Consider the following 16,395-nt stretch of genomic DNA (forward strand, 5'->3'; position numbering starts at 1 on the left):
CAGCGGGACATGGGGCAGCACGAGGTCGAGGCGGCGCAGGAGTCGCTCCGCAGCCTCGCGGCTGCCCTCACCTCCCTGCGGATCGGCATCTCGGCCGTCACCGGAGTCGATCTTGCCGCGGTCGCGGCGGACGCGGCCCGGATCTCGCAGCTCGCCCGAGGCCTGCTGGTCACCTGCACGGCGGAGGCCGAGGCCCGCGGCGTGCGAGCCGCGTCCGGGGCGGCCGGCTGCGCGCAGTGGCTCCTGGACCTGGACGCCGGGCTGACCACCGCCGAGGCCTACGCCGTACGCCGAGCTCTGGACGTCACCGCCGATCCGCCGGTGGGCGAGCTGCGGGCCGCCGTGCTGGCGGGCGAGGCGACCCCGGCCGACGCCGTGATGGCTGCGCGAGTCCACGAAGAGCTGCGTGGCACGACCGATCCACAGGTCCACGCCGTCATCGCCGCCGAGGTGGCCACGCTGGCCCGGCAGCCCGACGGGCGGGACCAGCTGCGGGCCTACGCCACGACGACCCGTCTGCGCCATGCCACCCCGGTCGACGAGGATCGCCGACGCCGGCACCAGGAGGCCCGGCGCGGGCTGTCGGCCTTCGTGCGCGAGGCCGACAGGCTGTGGTCGCTGCGCGGGCTGCTGAGCGACGCCGACAAGGCAGTGCTCGGTGCCGCCGTCGACGCCCTCTCGGCACCGGACCACGTGCCGGGGCCCCACGGTGATGTCCTTGCCGACGAGCGGACGCCGGCGCAGCGCCGCCTCGACGCCCTGGTGTCGCTCGCCCGTAAGGCCGCGTCCCGGGCCCGGACCGGCCCCCTGGGCGCCACGACCAGGGTCAGTCTCGTCCTTCCCCTCGGCGCCCTGCGCGCACCGCGCGAGGGCCCGGACCACGCCGATGGCGATGCCCCGGCCGCCGGGTCACCCGACAGCGACGCAGGGACCAGCCTGGCGCTCGGTCACGACGGGAGCGGCATGCTGCTCTCCCCCACGGACGCGCGCGAGCTGAGCTGCGCGGCGGAGGTCACACCGGTGTGGGTCGACGAGCGTGGGACCCCCGTGGACGTGGGCCGAACGACCCGGCTCGCCACCGCACGCCAGCGCCGGCTCCTCGAGGTGCGCGACGGCGGATGCACCTTCCCCGGATGCGGGGCACCCGCCTCGTGGTGCCAGGCCCACCACCACCGGTTCACGCACCACCACGGGATCCGCGGCGCCGTCGTCGACGGACGGGTGACCTGGCACGTGCGCCGCACCAGGTGGGGCTGGACCGCGGCGGAGGAACCCGATCCCCCGCCAAGACCCTCGGCGTCGGAGCCGGACGCAGCCTGAGCACCGCACCGACCCGCACCGACCAGCGCTGAGTCGCGAACCGCAAGGCCGACCGGCCCCGCGGGGATCGTTCGTGCCCTGCCCAGGACGGGCGTGCGGGGTTTGTCGGTCCCGCCGCCTAGGTTGAGGGGTATGGCGAGCAAGACCCCCAAGGCGACCTACCGTTGCTCCGAGTGCGGATGGACGACGCCCAAGTGGGTCGGACGCTGCGGCGAGTGCCAGACCTGGGGGTCGGTGAGCGAGGTCGGGGCGGTCGCCATCCGCACCACCGCGGCCAGCCACGTCGAGCGCCCTGCCGTCCCCATCGGCCAGGTCGATGCCCGCCGGGCCGAGGCTCGGTCCACCGGGGTCGGCGAGTTCGACCGGGTGCTGGGGGGCGGTCTCGTGGCCGGAGCGGTCGTCCTCGTGGCGGGAGAGCCCGGCATCGGGAAGTCCACCCTGCTCCTCGACGTCGCGGCCCAGGTCGCCCAGGCCGGTGGGACGGTCCTCTACGTCAGCGGCGAGGAGTCCGCGGCGCAGGTGCGCGTGCGCGCGGAGCGGATCGGGGCGATCGCGGACCGGCTCTACCTCGCCTCGGAGACCGACCTGGCCACCCTGCTGGGACAGGTGGAAGCGGTGCAGCCCGACCTGCTCGTCGTCGACTCCGTGCAGACCATCAGCTCGGGCGAGATCGAGGGCGCCGCCGGGAACGTGTCCCAGGTTCGCGAGGTGGCAGCCAGCGTCATCGCCGCCGCCAAGCGCCGGGACATGGCGACCTTGCTCGTCGGGCACGTCACCAAGGACGGGTCCATCGCCGGGCCGCGGGTGCTGGAGCACCTCGTCGACGTGGTCGTCCAGTTCGAGGGCGAGCGGCACAGCAGGCTGCGTCTCGTGCGAGCGGTCAAGAACAGATATGGCCCCACCGACGAGGTCGGGTGCTTCGACCTGTCCGACGTCGGGATCGTGGGGCTGGCCGACCCCAGCGGACTGTTCCTGTCGAGCCGGGACACCGAGGTGGCCGGCACCTGCGTCACCGTGACGCTGGAGGGTCGCCGCCCGCTCGTGGCCGAGGTCCAGGCCCTCCTCGACCAGACCAAGGCCACCAACCCGCGGCGCACCACGAGCGGCGTGGACCACAACCGCACGGCCATGGTCCTCGCCGTGCTCAGCAAGCACGCCAGGCTCGCCGTGCACGAGTGCGACGCCTACCTCGCCACCGTCGGCGGGGTCCGCCTCACCGAGCCCGCCGCCGACCTGGCCGTCGCCATCGCGCTCGCGTCCTCCCTCGCCGGCACCCCCGTCACCTCGGGGACGGTGGCGTTCGGAGAGGTGGGGCTGGCGGGCGAGGTGCGGGCTTGCACCGGGCTCCAGCGGCGCCTCATCGAAGCGGCCCGACTCGGTTTCCGACGAGCGATCGTGCCGACCGGGACCACGGCGCAGGGGCAGCTGCCCGCCGGCATACAGGTCCTGGAGGTCAACCAGGTGGGGCGGGCGATCGGCCTCGCCCTGGATCTCGGACCGAGGACCGGGGACGCGCGTGACCGCGTCTGAGGGGCCGCGCATCGACCAGCCGAGACGACTGGTCCCCATGACGCACCCTGCATGCTCCGTTAGGATGACAGTGGGTCAACTGCAGGCAACCCCCCCGCATGCAGCGACCATGGAGCCGTGGCGCCCCCGCCCGGACGAGAAGGAGAGTGTGTGGACCGCCGCCCCGACGACGAGCTGATGCTCTCGGCCCTCGCAGCCGTCGCCCCCGGCACCGAGCTGCGCGACGGGCTGGAGCGCATCCTCCGCGGCCGCACCGGTGCCCTCATCGTCCTCGGCAACGACAAGCTGGTGGAGCAGATCTCCACCGGCGGCTTCCCCATCGACATCGAGTTCGCCGCGACCCGCCTGCGTGAGCTGGCCAAGATGGACGGCGCCATCGTCCTCACCCGCGATGCCTCCCGCATCGTCCGGGCCGCCACCCAGCTCCTCCCGGACGCGTCCATCGAGACCAGCGAGTCCGGCACCCGTCACCGCACGGCCGAGCGCGTGGCGAAGCAGACCGGCTTCCCCGTCGTCTCCGTGAGCCAGTCCATGCAGATCATCGCGCTCTACGTCAACGGTCAGCGTCGGGTCATCGAGGACTCCTCCGCCATCCTTTCCCACGCCAACCAGGCGCTGGCCACCCTCGGCCGCTACAAGGCGCGCCTGGACGAGGTCACCGGGACCCTCTCCGCCCTGGAGATCGAGGACCTGGTGACGGTGCGCGACGTCATGGCCGTGCTGCAGCGGCTCGAGATGGTGCGTCGCATCAGCGACGAGATCGAGGGCTACGTCGTCGAGTTGGGCACCGACGGGCGGCTGCTCAGCCTCCAGCTCGAGGAGCTGATGCAGGGCCTCGGCAACGACCGCGAGCTGGTGATGCGGGACTACCTGCACGAGGCGGTCGCGGCCGAGGAGGACCGCCCGGTCAGCGTCCAGACCGGCCTGGCCGGACTGGCGCAGCTGTCCACCAGCGAGCTCATCGACCTGCAGCTGGTCGCCCGCACTCTGGGCTTCGCCTCGGACGCCGACGTCCTCGACCAGGCGGTCAGCCCCATCGGGTTCCGGCTGCTGTCCAAGATCCCGCGGCTGCCGGGCACCATCGTCGACCGGCTCGTGGATCACTTCGGCTCGCTGCAGCGGCTCCTCGCCGCCAGCCTCGAGGACCTCATGGACGTCGACGGGGTCGGCGAGTCGCGGGCCCGAGCGGTCCGCGAGGGGCTGTCCCGGCTCGCCGAGTCCAGCATCCTCGAGCGCTACGTCTGATCACGGCGCCGCGCGCCCCGCTCATGAGCATCGTCGATCCCGTCCTGCAGTGGTATGCCGAGAACCGGCGCGACCTGCCCTGGCGCGACGAGAGCTGCTCCGCCTGGGGTGTCCTCGTCAGCGAGGTGATGCTCCAGCAGACGCCCGTCGCCCGGGTGCTGCCGGTATGGCGGGAGTGGGTCGACCGGTGGCCGACGCCCGCGTCCTTGGCCCTGGCGCCGGCAGGTGACGCGGTGCGCGCATGGGGTCGTCTCGGCTACCCCCGCCGGGCCCTGCGCCTGCACCAGTGTGCAGCCGCGATCGTGGAGCATCACGGCGGTGAGGTCCCGGCCACGGAGGCGGAGCTGGTGGGCCTTCCGGGCGTGGGGGCCTATACCGCGGCGGCGGTCGCCTGCTTCGCCCATGGTGAGCGGACGGTGGTGGTGGACACCAACGTCCGTCGGGTCGAGGCCCGGGCCGTCGCCGGTCTCGCACTGCCCGCCCCCTCGCTGTCGCGGGCCGAGACCGAGCTCGCCGCCTCCCTCGTCCCCGAGGACCCCGCGGTCGCGCGCGTCTGGAACGTCGCCGTCATGGAGCTCGGCGCGCTCGTCTGCACCGCCCGCACCCCACGCTGTGGCAGCTGCCCGATCGCCGGGCACTGCGCCTGGGTGCTCGCCGGGTCCCCTGCCTACGACGGGCCGCCGCGCAAGACCCAGTCCTGGGAAGGGACCGACCGCCAGGTCCGTGGCGCGATGATGGCGATCCTCCGGGCCGCGGCCGACCCGGTGCGCCTGGCGGACCTCACCCCGGCCTGCCCCGACGACGAGCTGCGGCGGATGCGATGCCTGGACGGACTCGTCGCCGACGGACTCGTCGAACCTGTCGGGAGAGGCCGCTACCAGCTGCCCGGCTGAGGGATCATGAGGCCATGGCTCCTCGCATCGTCCCTCGCCGCATCGATGTCACCCAGGTGCGACGCGCGCTCGACAAGGACAAGCCCACCGGGCCGGCCGCGAGAGCGGTCTCGACCGCCCGCGCCGCTGCCGAGCTGCTGCGGGCTCCGGGGCCCCGCGAGCTCCTTCATCGCCGGGTGGCGGCCCCTGCCCCCACGCCGGCCGCACCCGCGGACTGCGAGGCGGGGCTCGCCCGGCCGGCGGACGGTGACGGCGCCGAGATCCGTCTGGTCGTGGTCGGTGAGTCCACGGCCCTGGGGATCGGGTGCACCCGGCCGGAGGAGATCTTCGCGGCCCAGCTCGCCCAGCAGCTCGCCGACCGCGAGCATCGTCCCGTGGCCTGGCGGACCGTTGCCGCTGCCGGTGCCACCGTGGACTACTGCACCACCCACCTGCTCGATCGGCTGGCGAGGACGCCGGTGGACGTCGTGGTGGTGGCGCTCGGCGTCAACGACCTCATCCGCGGCGCGCGACCGGCGGCCTTCGCCCGGGACGTCGAGGCGCTGGCGACCCGCATCGCGAGCCTCGCGCCCGGCGCCCAGGTGGTGCTGAGCGGGCTGCCCGACCCGACCCGGATGCCGCTCCTTCCCCGCCCGCTGAGCTCCGTGCTTGCGATCCGGGCCCACGCCCTCGACAAGCGGCTGGCGGATGCCGCCCACCGACACCGTCTGGCACACGTGCCCATCCGTCACCTGGCCATCGGCCCGGACGACCTGGCGAGCGATGGCTTCCACCCCGGGCCGACCGCCTGCCGCACCTGGGCGGCGGAGCTGCTGCCCGCCATCACCCCTGCAGGGTGACGAGCATCCGCGTGTTGCCGAGGGTGTTGGGCTTGACCCGGTCCAGGTCCAGGAACTCCGCGGTCCCCTCGTCGTAGGAGCGGACCAGCTCGGCGAAGACCTCCGGGGCGACCGGGGCTCCCTCGATCGGGTGGAAGCCGTAACGCGCGAAGAAGTCCACCTCGAAGGTCAGGCAGAACACCCGCGCGACCCCGAGCTCGCGGGCGTCGCCGAGCAGCGCCTGCACCAGCCGGCCGCCCACCCCGTGCCCGGCCGCTTCCGGGGCGACCGCCAGGGTCCGCACCTCGGCCACGTCCTCCCAGAACACGTGCAAGGCCCCGCACCCCACGACCACGCCGTCGACCTCGGCCACCCGGAACTGCTGCACCGCCTCGAAGTAGGCGACCGTGTCCTTGGCCAGCAGGATGCGCTGCTCGGCATAGGGCTGGACCAGACCTCGTATGGCGAGGACGTCTGCGGTCCGGGCCCGCCGGATCGTCACGGGGGTCTGCTGCGGGGTGTGCCTCATCAGGTCCTCGTCGGTCGCGGAGGCGCCCAACCTACTCCCGGACCCCGTACGCGCGACGGCCCCGACCACCATGTGGTGGTCGGGGCCGTCGCATCGGACGTGGTCGGTCAGATCTCCGTGCCGGTCTCGGTCGAACCGTCCACCGGGCTGCTCTGGGCGGGCCCACCGTCCAGCGCCACGTCGAGCGGCGGGAGGTCGGGGATGTCCGAGCCCTTGGTGCCGGAGAAGGTGAACTTCGGGTCCTTCTCCGCGCCGTCGGTGTCGACCAGGATGATTTCGCCGGCCGTGAGCTCGCCGTACAGGATCTTCTCGGAGAGCACGTCCTCGATGTTGCGCTGGATGGTGCGGCGCAGCGGACGGGCACCCATGACCGGGTCGTAGCCCTGCTTCGCGAGCAGCTCCTTGGCGGCCTGCGTGAGCTCGATGCCCATGTCCTTGTCCTTGAGCCGCTTGTCCAGGCGGGCGATGAACAGGTCGACGATCTGGACGATCTCGTCCTTGGACAGCTGCGGGAACACGATGACGTCGTCGACGCGGTTGAGGAACTCCGGTCGGAAGTGCTGCTTGAGCTCCTCGGAGACCTTGAGCTTCATCCGGTCGTAGGACGTGGTGTCGTCGGCGCCGCCGGCGAAGCCCAGGGAGACACCCTTGGAGATGTCCCGGGTGCCGAGGTTGGTGGTCATGATGATGACGGTGTTCTTGAAGTCGACCATCCGACCCTGGGAGTCGGTCAGGCGACCGTCCTCGAGGATCTGCAGGAGCGAGTTGAAGATGTCGGGGTGGGCCTTCTCCACCTCGTCGAAGAGCACCACGGAGAAAGGCTTGCGGCGAACCTTCTCGGTGAGCTGGCCGCCCTCCTCGTAGCCCACGTAGCCGGGGGGCGAGCCGAACAGCCGCGAGGCGGTGTGCTTCTCGCCGAACTCCGACATGTCGAGCTGGATGAGCGAGTCCTCGTCGCCGAACAGGAACTCGGCGAGCGCCTTGGCGAGCTCGGTCTTGCCCACGCCGGTGGGGCCGGCGAAGATGAACGACCCGCCCGGGCGGCGGGGGTCCTTGAGCCCGGCGCGGGTGCGGCGGATGGCCTGGGACAGCGCCTTGATGGCGTCGTCCATGCCGACGATCCGCTTGTGCAGCTCGTCCTCCATGTGCAGCAGGCGCGAGGACTCCTCCTCGGTGAGCTTGAAGACCGGGATGCCGGTGGAGGCCGCGAGGACCTCGGCGATCAGCTCGTCGTCGACCTCGGCGACGACGTCCATGTCGCCGGACTTCCACTGGGTCTCGCGCTCGGTCTTGGCCTCGACGAGCTTGCGCTCGTCGTCGCGCAGGGCGGCGGCCTTCTCGAAGTCCTGGCCGTCGATGGCGGCTTCCTTCTCCCGGCGCACGGTCGCGATCTTGTCGTCGAACTCGCGCAGCTCCGGCGGAGCCGTCATCCGCTTGATCCGCAGCCGGGCGCCGGCCTCGTCGATCAGGTCGATCGCCTTGTCGGGCAGGAAGCGGTCGTTGATGTAGCGGTCGGCGAGGTTGGCGGCGGCGGCCAGCGCCCCGTCGGTGATGGACACCCGGTGGTGCGCCTCGTAGCGGTCGCGCAGCCCCTTGAGGATCTCGATGGTGTGCGCGAGCGTGGGCTCGGCGACCTGGATGGGCTGGAATCGCCGCTCGAGCGCCGCGTCCTTCTCGATGTGCTTGCGGTACTCGTCCAGCGTGGTGGCGCCGATGACCTGGAGCTCGCCCCGGGCCAGCATGGGCTTGAGGATGCTTGCCGCGTCGATGGCCCCCTCGGCCGCGCCGGCGCCGACGAGGGTGTGGATCTCGTCGATGAACAGCACGATGTCGCCGCGGGTGCGGATCTCCTTGAGGACCTTCTTGAGCCGCTCCTCGAAGTCTCCGCGGTAGCGCGAGCCGGCTACGAGGGCACCGAGGTCCAGCGTGTAGAGCTGCTTGTCCTTGAGCGTCTCGGGGACGTCGCCGCGGACGATGTCCTGGGCCAGGCCTTCGACGACGGCGGTCTTGCCGACACCGGGCTCTCCGATCAGGACGGGGTTGTTCTTGGTGCGGCGGGACAGCACCTGCATGACCCGCTCGATCTCCTTGTCGCGCCCGATGACGGGGTCGAGCTTGCCCTCGCGCGCGGCCTGGGTGAGGTTGCGCCCGAACTGGTCGAGCACGAGCGAACCGGCGGGGGTGCCCTCGGCCGGACCGCCCGTGGCGGCGCCGACGCCGGCCCCGGCGGTCTCCTTGCCCTGGTAGCCCGAGAGCAGCTGGATCACGGTCTGGCGGACCCGGTTGAGGTCCGCGCCCAGCTTGACGAGCACCTGGGCGGCGACGCCCTCGCCCTCGCGGATGAGCCCGAGCAGGATGTGCTCGGTGCCGATGTAGGAGTGGCCGAGCTGCAGCGCCTCGCGCAGGGACAGCTCGAGCACCTTCTTGGCGCGCGGGGTGAAGGGGATGTGCCCGGTGGGGGCCTGCTGGCCCTGGCCGATGATGTCCTGGACCTGCTCGCGCACGGCCTCGAGCGAGATGCCCAGGCTCTCCAGGGCCTTGGCGGCCACGCCCTCACCCTCGTGGATCAGCCCGAGCAGGATGTGCTCGGTCCCGATGTAGTTGTGGTTGAGCATGCGCGCTTCCTCCTGCGCAAGCACGACCACGCGACGGGCTCGGTCGGTGAACCGTTCGAACATCTGGGTTGCTCCTCGCTATCGAGATGGCTCGATGCTAGCTGCGACTGCGGCCCGACCCCGTGATGAACGACGCAGGTCCGCGTGACTCGTCGGCGTCAACGCGGACCGCCCGCCAGGTGTTCCGGACCCGGTGTTCGCCGTCAGCGGACGGCGGCGGTCGAGCCCTGCACCGGCGCTGCCGGGCGGCTACGCTCGCGGGTGGCCCACTCGCTCCGCCCCCACAGCGCCACGGCGACCACGGCGACCACCTGGAGCACCGCCGGCACGAGCAGGCCGGTCAGTCCCAGCCCGGTGTATGACGGCAGCGCGACCACGAGCACCGTGACGATCTGCACCACGGTGAAGACCTGGGTCGCGAGCACCAGCAACCAGCCCACCCGCAGCCGGTGCCCGAGCGCGAGCAGAGCGAGCGCGAGCACCCCTGGCTGGACCACCCCGGCCAGCACGGTCGACGGGCGGTTCAGGAGGAGCGCGGCGGCCGCCGCCAGGGCGACGAGCGCGAGGGCGCCGAGCCCCCAGGAGCGACGGGTCCCGACGTCGGGGGTGAGGGGTGCGATCCTCCGGCCGTCGCGCAGGACGCCCCGCCACAGCCGCTCCCCTGTCACCGCCCCCACGAACGGCATCAGGGCCGTGAGGGCCCAGGCCAGGTCGTCCCGCCACCCCGGGCCCCCGTGCGAGCCGGCGACCCGGACCACGGCGAGCAGCACGCTCACGCCCGTCGCCAGCACCACGCACCACCACCCGGACAGATGACGGAGCGCGATCAGGCCCAGGCCGACGACGAGGATCGTGAGCGTGAAGAGCCCAGCAGTGGTGTACGACGTCATGTGCACAGCGTAGTCACTGCGCGTCCAACCGGGTCTGAGAAGCCGAAGTCAGCCGTCTCGTACCCCGGGGCCGCGGCGACTCGGACGCCGAGGACGCCTCAGACGTCCAGGCGGACCGGCGTCGTCTGGCGCTGGCGCAGCAGCCACCCGCGATCCGGGGTGTGCAGCCACAGCGAGGACCGCCAGGACGCGCGCTGCGAGCGATGAACCCGATAGGTGACGAGGACGACCCCGGGGGCGAGCAGCTCGGCCTCGAGCTGCTCGACGGTCAGCGCCGCGGAGGAGTCCTCCACCGGCGCGAGCTCGACGTTGTCCCGGTTGTAGACCAGCCCGCTGGGTGCGAACTCGTTGAAGTACTCGTGCAGCAGGTGCTGCACGGCCTCGCGGTCGCTCCGCATGTTGGGGTCGAGCAGCTTCATCTCCAGCTCGACGACGTGCTCCAGCTCGGCCGTCTGGTCGGCGGTGGCGGCGGGGGCGTCGGCGGTGGTCGACATGGCTCTCCTCGCGGATCGGGTGCGTCAGGTGCTGCGGGGAGCGGGCACGCGCCGGGTTCGGCGCGGGCACGTCGAGCACAAGCCCCCTCCGGGGAGAGCGTAGATGAAGCAGCAGGAACGCCGGACCTGGTCACCATCGGCATCCCCCGTTGGGGTGAGGAGCGGGCTCCGTGCAGAAGCCCGGGCACGCACCGTCGCGGCGCGCCAGAGATCGTCGACCATCCCGAGCCGTTGCCGGGTGGACATCCGCACCCTGGGCACGGCGTAGGCCGACGCGACGGCCTCGGCATGGGCGCGATACCGCTCCTGCGCCCTGCGGCGTCGCACCGACTCCGCGGCGACGACCTGGTGCGAGGCGGTGGGCGCCACCAGCACCCGCTCGGGATAGCCCTGGGTGGGGTGCGGCTGGATGGCCACCGCGCCGGGAGCCACGTCCAGCACCCACGGCCCCAGCTCGGCCGCGTGGGCCACGGGGTGAGCCAGGGCGTCGAGGTACCACCCGAGCACGAAGGTCGCGGCGATGTGCGGTGGTTGGGCGGCGCCATACGTGCGCAGCCACACCTGCTCGACCCGCTCGCGCCAGGCGGCGAGCTGTGCCAGACCTGTCGGGTCCCCGGCGGCCACGGCCTCGGTGTCGATCGTGGGTCGGCCGCTCACGCCATCGCCTGGCGCGACCGACAGGTCGAGCCAGGCGATGCGGGAGGAGACCAGGTCGCAGGCGAGCTCCAGCTCGCCCGCGACGAGGGGATAGCCCACGGCTCAGTGAGCCTTGTCGTAGGCCTCCTGCAGCTCGGTCGAGACCCGACCGCGATCGGACACCTTGAAGCCGTTGGCCCGGCCCCACTCGCGCACGTCGTTGAGGTTGCGTCGACCGCCGGCGGACCCGGACCGGCGAGCCGGCGAGGTGGAGCGGCGACCACCGGAGCGGCGAGCGTGCCCGATCCACTGGGCGAGGTCCTCCCGCAGCTTGGTCGCGTTGTCCTCGGACAGGTCGATCTCGTAGGTGACACCGTCGAGCGCGAAGGTCACGGTCTCCGCGGCAGCACCGCCGTCGACGTCGTCTTCGAGAATCACCTGGATACGCTGGGCCATGGACAGCTCCTGAAAGTCATGAGGGGATAATGCAGGCGCAATCCTGACCATAACCTCTGCTAATGCTTTTGCGCAATTATGGAGCAGGAAGGGTTAGCCCTGGCCCCTTTCCGGCCCGACCCCTTCGGCCGCGCGATCCTGCTCACGCTCCCACTGGGCGTGCGCAATCCTTTCGCGGCGGTCCCCCTCCAGGATGCTCTTCATGACGTGCCAGAAGATGAACAGCACCCCGACCGTCGGCGCGAGCGCGACGAAGACCTTCCAGACCATGTCCATCGACCGGTCACCTTTCGTATGTCGACAGGTTTGTCACTGCTGCGGCTTCAGGTGGGGGAACAGGATCGTCTCCCGGATCCCCGCGCCGGTGAAGAGCATGACCAGGCGGTCCACGCCCAGGCCGATCCCGCCCATGGGAGGCGCGCCGTACTCCAGCGCCCGCAGGAAGTCCTCGTCCAGGCTCATCGCCTCGGGGTCGCCGGCCGCGGCCTTGAGCGACTGGGCGGTGAGCACCTCGCGCTGCACGACGGGGTCGATCAGCTCGGAGAAGCCCGTGCCGCGCTCCATCCCCCCGATGATCAGGTCCCACGCCTCGATCAGGTGCGGGTCCGTGCGGTGCTGCCGGGCCAGCGGCTGGGCCGACGGCGGGTAGTCGCACAGGAAGGTGGGCTGCAGCAGGGTCGGCTCGACCAGCTCGCCGAGCAGCTCCAGGACGACCTTCTCGGCGTCCCAGGACTCGTCGATCGCTACCTCGTGCCGGGCGGCCAGCTCCCGCAGCCGCTCCACCGGCGTCTCCCAGGTGATCTCCTCGCCCACGGCCTCGGACACCCCGGTGTAGACCGGCAGCCAGCGCCACTCGCCGTCCAGGTCGATGACGCCCTTGTCGGTCTCGATGCGGCGCGTGCCGACGGCGTCCGCGGCGTCGAGGATCACCGACCGGAGCACCTCGGCGATCGAGGTCTGGTCGGCATAGGCCTGGTAAAACTCCAGCATCGTGAACTCCGGGGAATGCGTGGAGTCGACGCCCTCGTTGCGAAAGATCCGGCCCATCTCGTAGACCTTGTCGATCCCGCCGACCACGGCCTTCTTGAGATTGAGCTCCAGGGCGATGCGCAGCGTCATCTCCTGGTCGAAGGCATTCATGTGCGTGCGGAAAGGCCGGGCGGCCGCACCACCGTGCACCAGCTGCAGCACCGGGGTCTCGATCTCCACGAATCCGCGGTCGTCCAGGGTGCGGCGGATCGAGGAGGTGATGGCCGCGCGGGTGCGGACCATGTCGCGCGCCTCCTGACGCACGATCAGGTCGGCATACCGCTGCCGGACCCGGGTCTCCTCGGACAGGTCCTTGTGCAGCGTCGGGAGCGGACGCAGCGCCTTGCTCGCCATCGTCCAGGAGGACGCCATGACCGACACCTCCCCGCGACGGCTGCGGACGACCCGGCCGGTGACGCTCACGTGGTCGCCGAGGTCGACGTCGGCCTTCCAGGCGTCGAGCGCCTCCTGTCCGACGTCGGCGAGGGAGAGCATGACCTGCAGACGGGTGCCCACGCCCTCCTGCAGCGTCGCGAAGCACAGCTTGCCGGTGTTGCGGGAGAAGACGACCCGGCCTGCGACGGAGACGGCGAACTGCTCGCCCTCCGGCTCCTCCCCCGCCTCCAGCGGCGCACCCAGCGCGGCGGCCTCGGCCAGCGTGTGGGTGCGCGGCACCTGCACGGCGTATGGCGCGACCCCCTTGTCCAGCAGCCGCTCGCGCTTGTCCCGGCGGACGCGCATCTGCTCGGGGACGTCGCTGTCGGGGGTGCCGAGATGGGGCTGGACCTGCTCGCTGGTCGGGGTGTCGCTCATGGGTCCAGGGTAGTCGCCGCGCGTCCCCTCCCCGGTCCCGTGGCCGGGCCCGCGCAGGTGCCCGACCGGTTCGGCCGGGCGCGCCGGGTTGGTCCCTCGGGCGGGCCAGGACAGACTGGGCCCGACGAAAGGACCCACCATGCCGCTGCTCCCTGCCCGCCGCGCCCTCCCCCTCGGCGTCGTCGCCGTCGTGGTGTCCGTCTCGGGCTGCACGGCACTCACGTCGAGCTATGCCCCACCGGTGACGGTCACCGTCACGCCGACGATCACGGTGAGCGCCAGGAGCGCCCCCCAGATGGCACCGGCACCGGCGCCGACGACCCCCTCGCCGACGCCTACCCCCACCCGCGACCCCGACATCCGCAGCGCCGTGCGCGGCCGCAACTTCGACCTCGGCAAGATCACCGGTCTCGACGAGAAGGGCGGCAACCAGATCCTGGTGCTGGACCGCTGGTCGGTGCGCGGGCGCTCCGACTCCTCGATGGGGCGCACCGGCCTGGACCTCACGGTCAAGAGCCGGTTCAGCAACCGCAACACCCTGTCCTTCCGGATCCCGGTGGACCCGGCGGCCGAGGTGCTGCGGCTGACCTGCAGCCCGGACGGCTCGGCTCCGCAGGCGACCAAGAGCACGCTGGAGGAGATCCAGGCCCTGCCCGACGACGCCGGCCTGGTCAAGCTCTCCCTCGACGAGGAGGGGTGGATCACCAAGGCCGAGAGCGTGCCGGTGTGCCCCGACGAGCCGTCGTCCGGTGACTCTCCGAGCGACTCCCCCGACGATGCGCCGAGCGACTCGGCCTCCGCGAGCCCCACCGCCTCACCGACCGACGGCCGCTGAGCGGCCAGGTCCCCGGTCAGTATCCGGAGCGCGGTGCGGGCGGTTCGTCGTCCAGACGGCACCAGGACTGGCCGAGCAACCCCGCAGCCGTGAGCACGACCGCCGCGAGCGCCGTGGCCAGCGCCCCGGCGGCAGCGGACCTCTGCCCCTCGAGCGCGAGCGTGACGCGTCCCACGACGGCCAGGGCGGCCGACCATCCCAGGACCACGGCCCCAGTCGACGCCGCCGCCTGGCACAGGACGAGGACGCGATAGCCCCGGAGCCCGTCGTGGGGTCCCGCCGGCCGGCGGCCCGTGACGGTGCGGCGCACCGACCAGGCTCCGGCGAGGACCATGGCGGCCACGAGCAGCGGGGGCACGACCCCCAGGTAGCCCGACGGCGGCATCGGGTGACCGGTGTCGCTCCAGCGAGCCAGCCCGACCCAGCTGAGGGCGAAGGTCAGCATCGCCGTGAGCACCACGCCACCGACCGTGAGCCCGCGCGTCAGCACGGCTGGGCCTCCGGGCAGCGGGCGGCGTCCTCGGACCCGGACCCGGAGCGACCCTCTCGGCGGCGCTGCGGCCAGGGCGGACCGGGTCGGATCCCCGCACCCTCCCCTGTCGCGGGATCGACCGCCCCGACCTCGGCCGCCAGCTCGACCACGGGGCGTGGGCCGGAAGGAGTCCGCAGCACGGCCCCGGGGTCCGCCTGCGCCCACGGGACGAGCACGAAGGCCCGCTCGTGGGCCCGCGGGTGCGGCAGCGTGAGGGCCGGGTCGCCGCTGACGACCTCGCCGTAGGCGATCAGGTCCAGGTCCAAGGTCCGTGCGCCCCAGCGCTGCTCGCGCTCGCGGTCGCGCCCCTGCGCGGCCTCCAGGCGGTGCAGCTCGGCGAGCAGCGTGTAGGCCGACAAGGTGGTGCGGCCGACGACGACGGCGTTGAGGTAGTCCGGCTGCTCGACGCCGCCCACCGGCGCGGTCTCGAACAGGCCGGAGCGCCCGGTGACGTGCAGGCCGCGCACGCGGCGCAGCCGCCGGACGGCCCGGGTGAGGGCGGCGGCCGGGTCCTCGAGGTTGGCTCCGAGGGCGATGACGACGGGCTCGTCGCGCCGCGCGACCACGGTGACCGCGACGTCCCCGAAGGGCACCGCGATGGGAGCGGCGGGCTTGTGCACGGTGACCTCGACGCAGGTCAGCCGCAGGTGGTCGGCGAGCAGACGCGCCCCGATCCGGCCGGCGAGGGTCTCGATCAGGTCGTGGGGCTCCCCCGCGACGAGCGCGTGGACGGTCTCGGCGACCTCGGCATAGCTCACCGTGGCGGTGAGGTCGTCGGTGGCGGCGGCCTGCTGCAGGTCCAGGTGGAGGACCAGGTCGACGACGAACTCCTGCCCCAGGACCCGCTCCTCGGGCAGCACCCCGTGCCGCCCCCGGGCGCGCAGCCCGGTCAGGGTGATCCGGTCGGCGGCCGTGGCGGAGCCGGTCATCGCGCACCCTGCCAGGCGTCGAGGACGGCGAGCGCGTCGGCGCTGGCCCGCACGTCGTGGACCCGCAGGCCCCACACCCCGGCCTGGGCGGCGAGCAGGGTGGTCGCCGCGGTGGCGACGTCGCGCTCGTCGGCCGGCCGCGGCCCGCCGTCGGGGGCGGCGAGCAGGGACCCGAGGAAGCGCTTGCGGCTGGTGCCCACGAGCAGCGGCCGACCCAGCGACGCGAGCTCGTCCAGGTGCGCGAGCAGCCGCCAGTTGTGCTCGGCGGTCTTGCTGAAGCCGATGCCCGGGTCGAGCACGACCTGCTCCTCCCGCACGCCCGCGGCGACGAGTGCGGCCAGTCGCTCGCCGAGCTCGCGGCGCACGTCGGCCACGACGTCGGCATACGCCAGGTGGTCCGCGCCCTGCATGACGGCGCCGTGGGCCCGCCAGTGCTGGGCGACCATGGTGACGCCGGTGTCGGCGACGACCGTGACCAGCTCGGGGTCGGCCAGGCCGCCGCTGACGTCGTTGACGACGGTGGCACCGGCCGCCACGGCGGCGCGGGCGACGGACCCGCGCATGGTGTCGACCGAGACCGCCACGCCGGCCGCCACGAGGCCGGTGATCACGGGTATGACGCGCGCCAGCTCCTCGTCGGGGCCGGGCCGGTCGGCGCCGGGTCGCGTGGACTCGCCGCCCACGTCGACGAGCGCCGCTCCCTGGGCGGCCAGCTCCAGGCCGTGGGCCACGGCCCGGTCGGCGTCCAGCCAGCGCCCGCCGTCGCTGAACGAGTCGGGGGTGACGTTGACCACGCCCATGAGCAGCGGTCGCGTGCGAGAAGCCATGGCC

The 16,395-nt window shown here is 72.7% G+C and carries 17 protein-coding genes; 6 read left to right on the forward strand and 11 right to left on the reverse strand.

Going from position 1 to position 16,395, the window contains the following annotated elements; all coding sequences use genetic code 11:
• The first annotated feature begins 9 nt into the window (after positions 1-9).
• The 5 genes from MM438_RS12850 (at position 10) to MM438_RS12870 (ending at position 5,827) form a co-directional block, all read left to right on the forward strand.
• Positions 10-1,320: a DUF222 domain-containing protein gene (locus tag MM438_RS12850; protein WP_241453021.1), complete on the forward strand. Its 1,311-nt coding sequence runs from the start codon at positions 10-12 to the stop codon at positions 1,318-1,320.
• A 132-nt stretch (positions 1,321-1,452) separates the two neighbouring features.
• Positions 1,453-2,850: a DNA repair protein RadA gene (radA, locus tag MM438_RS12855; RefSeq protein WP_241453023.1), complete on the forward strand. Its 1,398-nt coding sequence runs from the start codon at positions 1,453-1,455 to the stop codon at positions 2,848-2,850.
• A gap of 150 nt (positions 2,851-3,000) precedes the next feature.
• Entirely contained in the window at positions 3,001-4,095 is a 1,095-nt protein-coding gene (gene disA, locus MM438_RS12860; protein ID WP_241453024.1) for a DNA integrity scanning diadenylate cyclase DisA, read from the forward strand.
• 23 nt (positions 4,096-4,118) lie between these two features.
• Positions 4,119-4,988, forward strand: coding sequence for an HhH-GPD family protein (locus MM438_RS12865; protein ID WP_241453026.1), 870 nt, complete (start codon positions 4,119-4,121; stop codon positions 4,986-4,988).
• A 14-nt stretch (positions 4,989-5,002) separates the two neighbouring features.
• Positions 5,003-5,827 (forward strand): SGNH/GDSL hydrolase family protein, encoded by an 825-nt coding sequence (locus MM438_RS12870; protein ID WP_241453028.1) that lies wholly within the window; start codon positions 5,003-5,005, stop codon positions 5,825-5,827.
• On the opposite strand, the gene MM438_RS12875 is transcribed toward MM438_RS12870, so the two are convergent.
• The 8 genes from MM438_RS12875 to lysS form a co-directional block, all read right to left on the reverse strand.
• Positions 5,811-6,335, reverse strand: a complete 525-nt coding sequence (locus MM438_RS12875) for an amino-acid N-acetyltransferase (RefSeq protein ID WP_241453030.1) — start codon at positions 6,333-6,335, stop codon at positions 5,811-5,813. The two genes, MM438_RS12870 and MM438_RS12875, sit on opposite strands and share 17 nt — an antisense overlap.
• Before the next feature lie 107 nt (positions 6,336-6,442).
• Positions 6,443-9,013, reverse strand: a complete 2,571-nt coding sequence (locus MM438_RS12880; RefSeq protein ID WP_241453032.1) for an ATP-dependent Clp protease ATP-binding subunit — start codon at positions 9,011-9,013, stop codon at positions 6,443-6,445.
• A gap of 140 nt (positions 9,014-9,153) precedes the next feature.
• Positions 9,154-9,840: a hypothetical protein gene (locus MM438_RS12885; protein WP_241453035.1), complete on the reverse strand. Its 687-nt coding sequence runs from the start codon at positions 9,838-9,840 to the stop codon at positions 9,154-9,156.
• A gap of 98 nt (positions 9,841-9,938) precedes the next feature.
• A complete protein-coding gene (locus MM438_RS12890) occupies positions 9,939-10,334 on the reverse strand; it encodes a nuclear transport factor 2 family protein (protein WP_241453042.1) in 396 nt (131 codons plus the stop codon).
• A gap of 24 nt (positions 10,335-10,358) precedes the next feature.
• Positions 10,359-11,090, reverse strand: a complete 732-nt coding sequence (locus MM438_RS12895) for a (2Fe-2S)-binding protein (protein WP_241453043.1) — start codon at positions 11,088-11,090, stop codon at positions 10,359-10,361.
• 3 nt (positions 11,091-11,093) lie between these two features.
• Positions 11,094-11,426, reverse strand: a complete 333-nt coding sequence (locus MM438_RS12900) for a histone-like nucleoid-structuring protein Lsr2 (RefSeq protein ID WP_241453044.1) — start codon at positions 11,424-11,426, stop codon at positions 11,094-11,096.
• Positions 11,427-11,519: 93 nt separating this feature from the next.
• The gene (locus MM438_RS12905) at positions 11,520-11,702 is read right to left on the reverse strand and encodes a lysyl-tRNA synthetase (RefSeq protein ID WP_241453045.1); all 183 of its coding nucleotides are present in this window, start codon (positions 11,700-11,702) and stop codon (positions 11,520-11,522) included.
• A 33-nt stretch (positions 11,703-11,735) separates the two neighbouring features.
• A complete protein-coding gene (lysS, locus tag MM438_RS12910) occupies positions 11,736-13,268 on the reverse strand; it encodes a lysine--tRNA ligase (RefSeq protein WP_241453046.1) in 1,533 nt (510 codons plus the stop codon).
• A 139-nt stretch (positions 13,269-13,407) separates the two neighbouring features.
• Here lysS and MM438_RS12915 point away from each other — a divergent pair, with 139 nt between their 5' ends.
• Positions 13,408-14,103 carry a hypothetical protein gene (locus tag MM438_RS12915; RefSeq protein WP_241453047.1) on the forward strand — a complete coding sequence of 232 codons (696 nt, stop codon included), beginning with the start codon at positions 13,408-13,410 and terminating at the stop codon, positions 14,101-14,103.
• Between the two features lie 16 nt (positions 14,104-14,119).
• Here the strand turns inward: MM438_RS12915 and MM438_RS12920 are convergent, their stop codons facing one another.
• Genes MM438_RS12920 through folP form a run of 3 tightly spaced genes read right to left on the reverse strand, consistent with a single transcriptional unit; the run spans position 14,120 to position 16,391 of the window.
• Positions 14,120-14,593: a DUF3180 domain-containing protein gene (locus tag MM438_RS12920; protein WP_241453048.1), complete on the reverse strand. Its 474-nt coding sequence runs from the start codon at positions 14,591-14,593 to the stop codon at positions 14,120-14,122.
• Positions 14,587-15,564, reverse strand: coding sequence for a 2-amino-4-hydroxy-6-hydroxymethyldihydropteridine diphosphokinase (folK, locus tag MM438_RS12925; protein ID WP_241453050.1), 978 nt, complete (start codon positions 15,562-15,564; stop codon positions 14,587-14,589). Before folK ends, MM438_RS12920 begins: the two co-directional genes overlap by 7 nt.
• Positions 15,561-16,391 carry a dihydropteroate synthase gene (gene folP, locus MM438_RS12930; RefSeq protein ID WP_241453052.1) on the reverse strand — a complete coding sequence of 277 codons (831 nt, stop codon included), beginning with the start codon at positions 16,389-16,391 and terminating at the stop codon, positions 15,561-15,563. Before folP ends, folK begins: the two co-directional genes overlap by 4 nt.
• Positions 16,392-16,395: the final 4 nt, after the last annotated feature.

The sequence above is a fragment of the Arsenicicoccus dermatophilus genome (assembly GCF_022568795.1).
GTDB lineage: Bacteria > Actinomycetota > Actinomycetes > Actinomycetales > Dermatophilaceae > Arsenicicoccus > Arsenicicoccus dermatophilus.

Coding starts and splice junctions, on each gene's coding strand:
- MM438_RS12850 (WP_241453021.1), top strand. CDS start 10: ATGGGGCAGCACGAGGTCGAGGCGGCGCAGGAGTCGCTCCGCAGCCTC.
- radA (WP_241453023.1), top strand. CDS start 1,453: ATGGCGAGCAAGACCCCCAAGGCGACCTACCGTTGCTCCGAGTGCGGA.
- MM438_RS12865 (WP_241453026.1), top strand. CDS start 4,119: ATGAGCATCGTCGATCCCGTCCTGCAGTGGTATGCCGAGAACCGGCGC.
- MM438_RS12870 (WP_241453028.1), top strand. CDS start 5,003: ATGGCTCCTCGCATCGTCCCTCGCCGCATCGATGTCACCCAGGTGCGA.
- MM438_RS12875 (WP_241453030.1), bottom strand. CDS start 6,335: ATGAGGCACACCCCGCAGCAGACCCCCGTGACGATCCGGCGGGCCCGG.
- MM438_RS12880 (WP_241453032.1), bottom strand. CDS start 9,013: ATGTTCGAACGGTTCACCGACCGAGCCCGTCGCGTGGTCGTGCTTGCG.
- MM438_RS12885 (WP_241453035.1), bottom strand. CDS start 9,840: ATGACGTCGTACACCACTGCTGGGCTCTTCACGCTCACGATCCTCGTC.
- MM438_RS12890 (WP_241453042.1), bottom strand. CDS start 10,334: ATGTCGACCACCGCCGACGCCCCCGCCGCCACCGCCGACCAGACGGCC.
- MM438_RS12900 (WP_241453044.1), bottom strand. CDS start 11,426: ATGGCCCAGCGTATCCAGGTGATTCTCGAAGACGACGTCGACGGCGGT.
- MM438_RS12905 (WP_241453045.1), bottom strand. CDS start 11,702: ATGGACATGGTCTGGAAGGTCTTCGTCGCGCTCGCGCCGACGGTCGGG.
- lysS (WP_241453046.1), bottom strand. CDS start 13,268: ATGAGCGACACCCCGACCAGCGAGCAGGTCCAGCCCCATCTCGGCACC.
- MM438_RS12915 (WP_241453047.1), top strand. CDS start 13,408: ATGCCGCTGCTCCCTGCCCGCCGCGCCCTCCCCCTCGGCGTCGTCGCC.
- folK (WP_241453050.1), bottom strand. CDS start 15,564: ATGACCGGCTCCGCCACGGCCGCCGACCGGATCACCCTGACCGGGCTG.
- folP (WP_241453052.1), bottom strand. CDS start 16,391: ATGGCTTCTCGCACGCGACCGCTGCTCATGGGCGTGGTCAACGTCACC.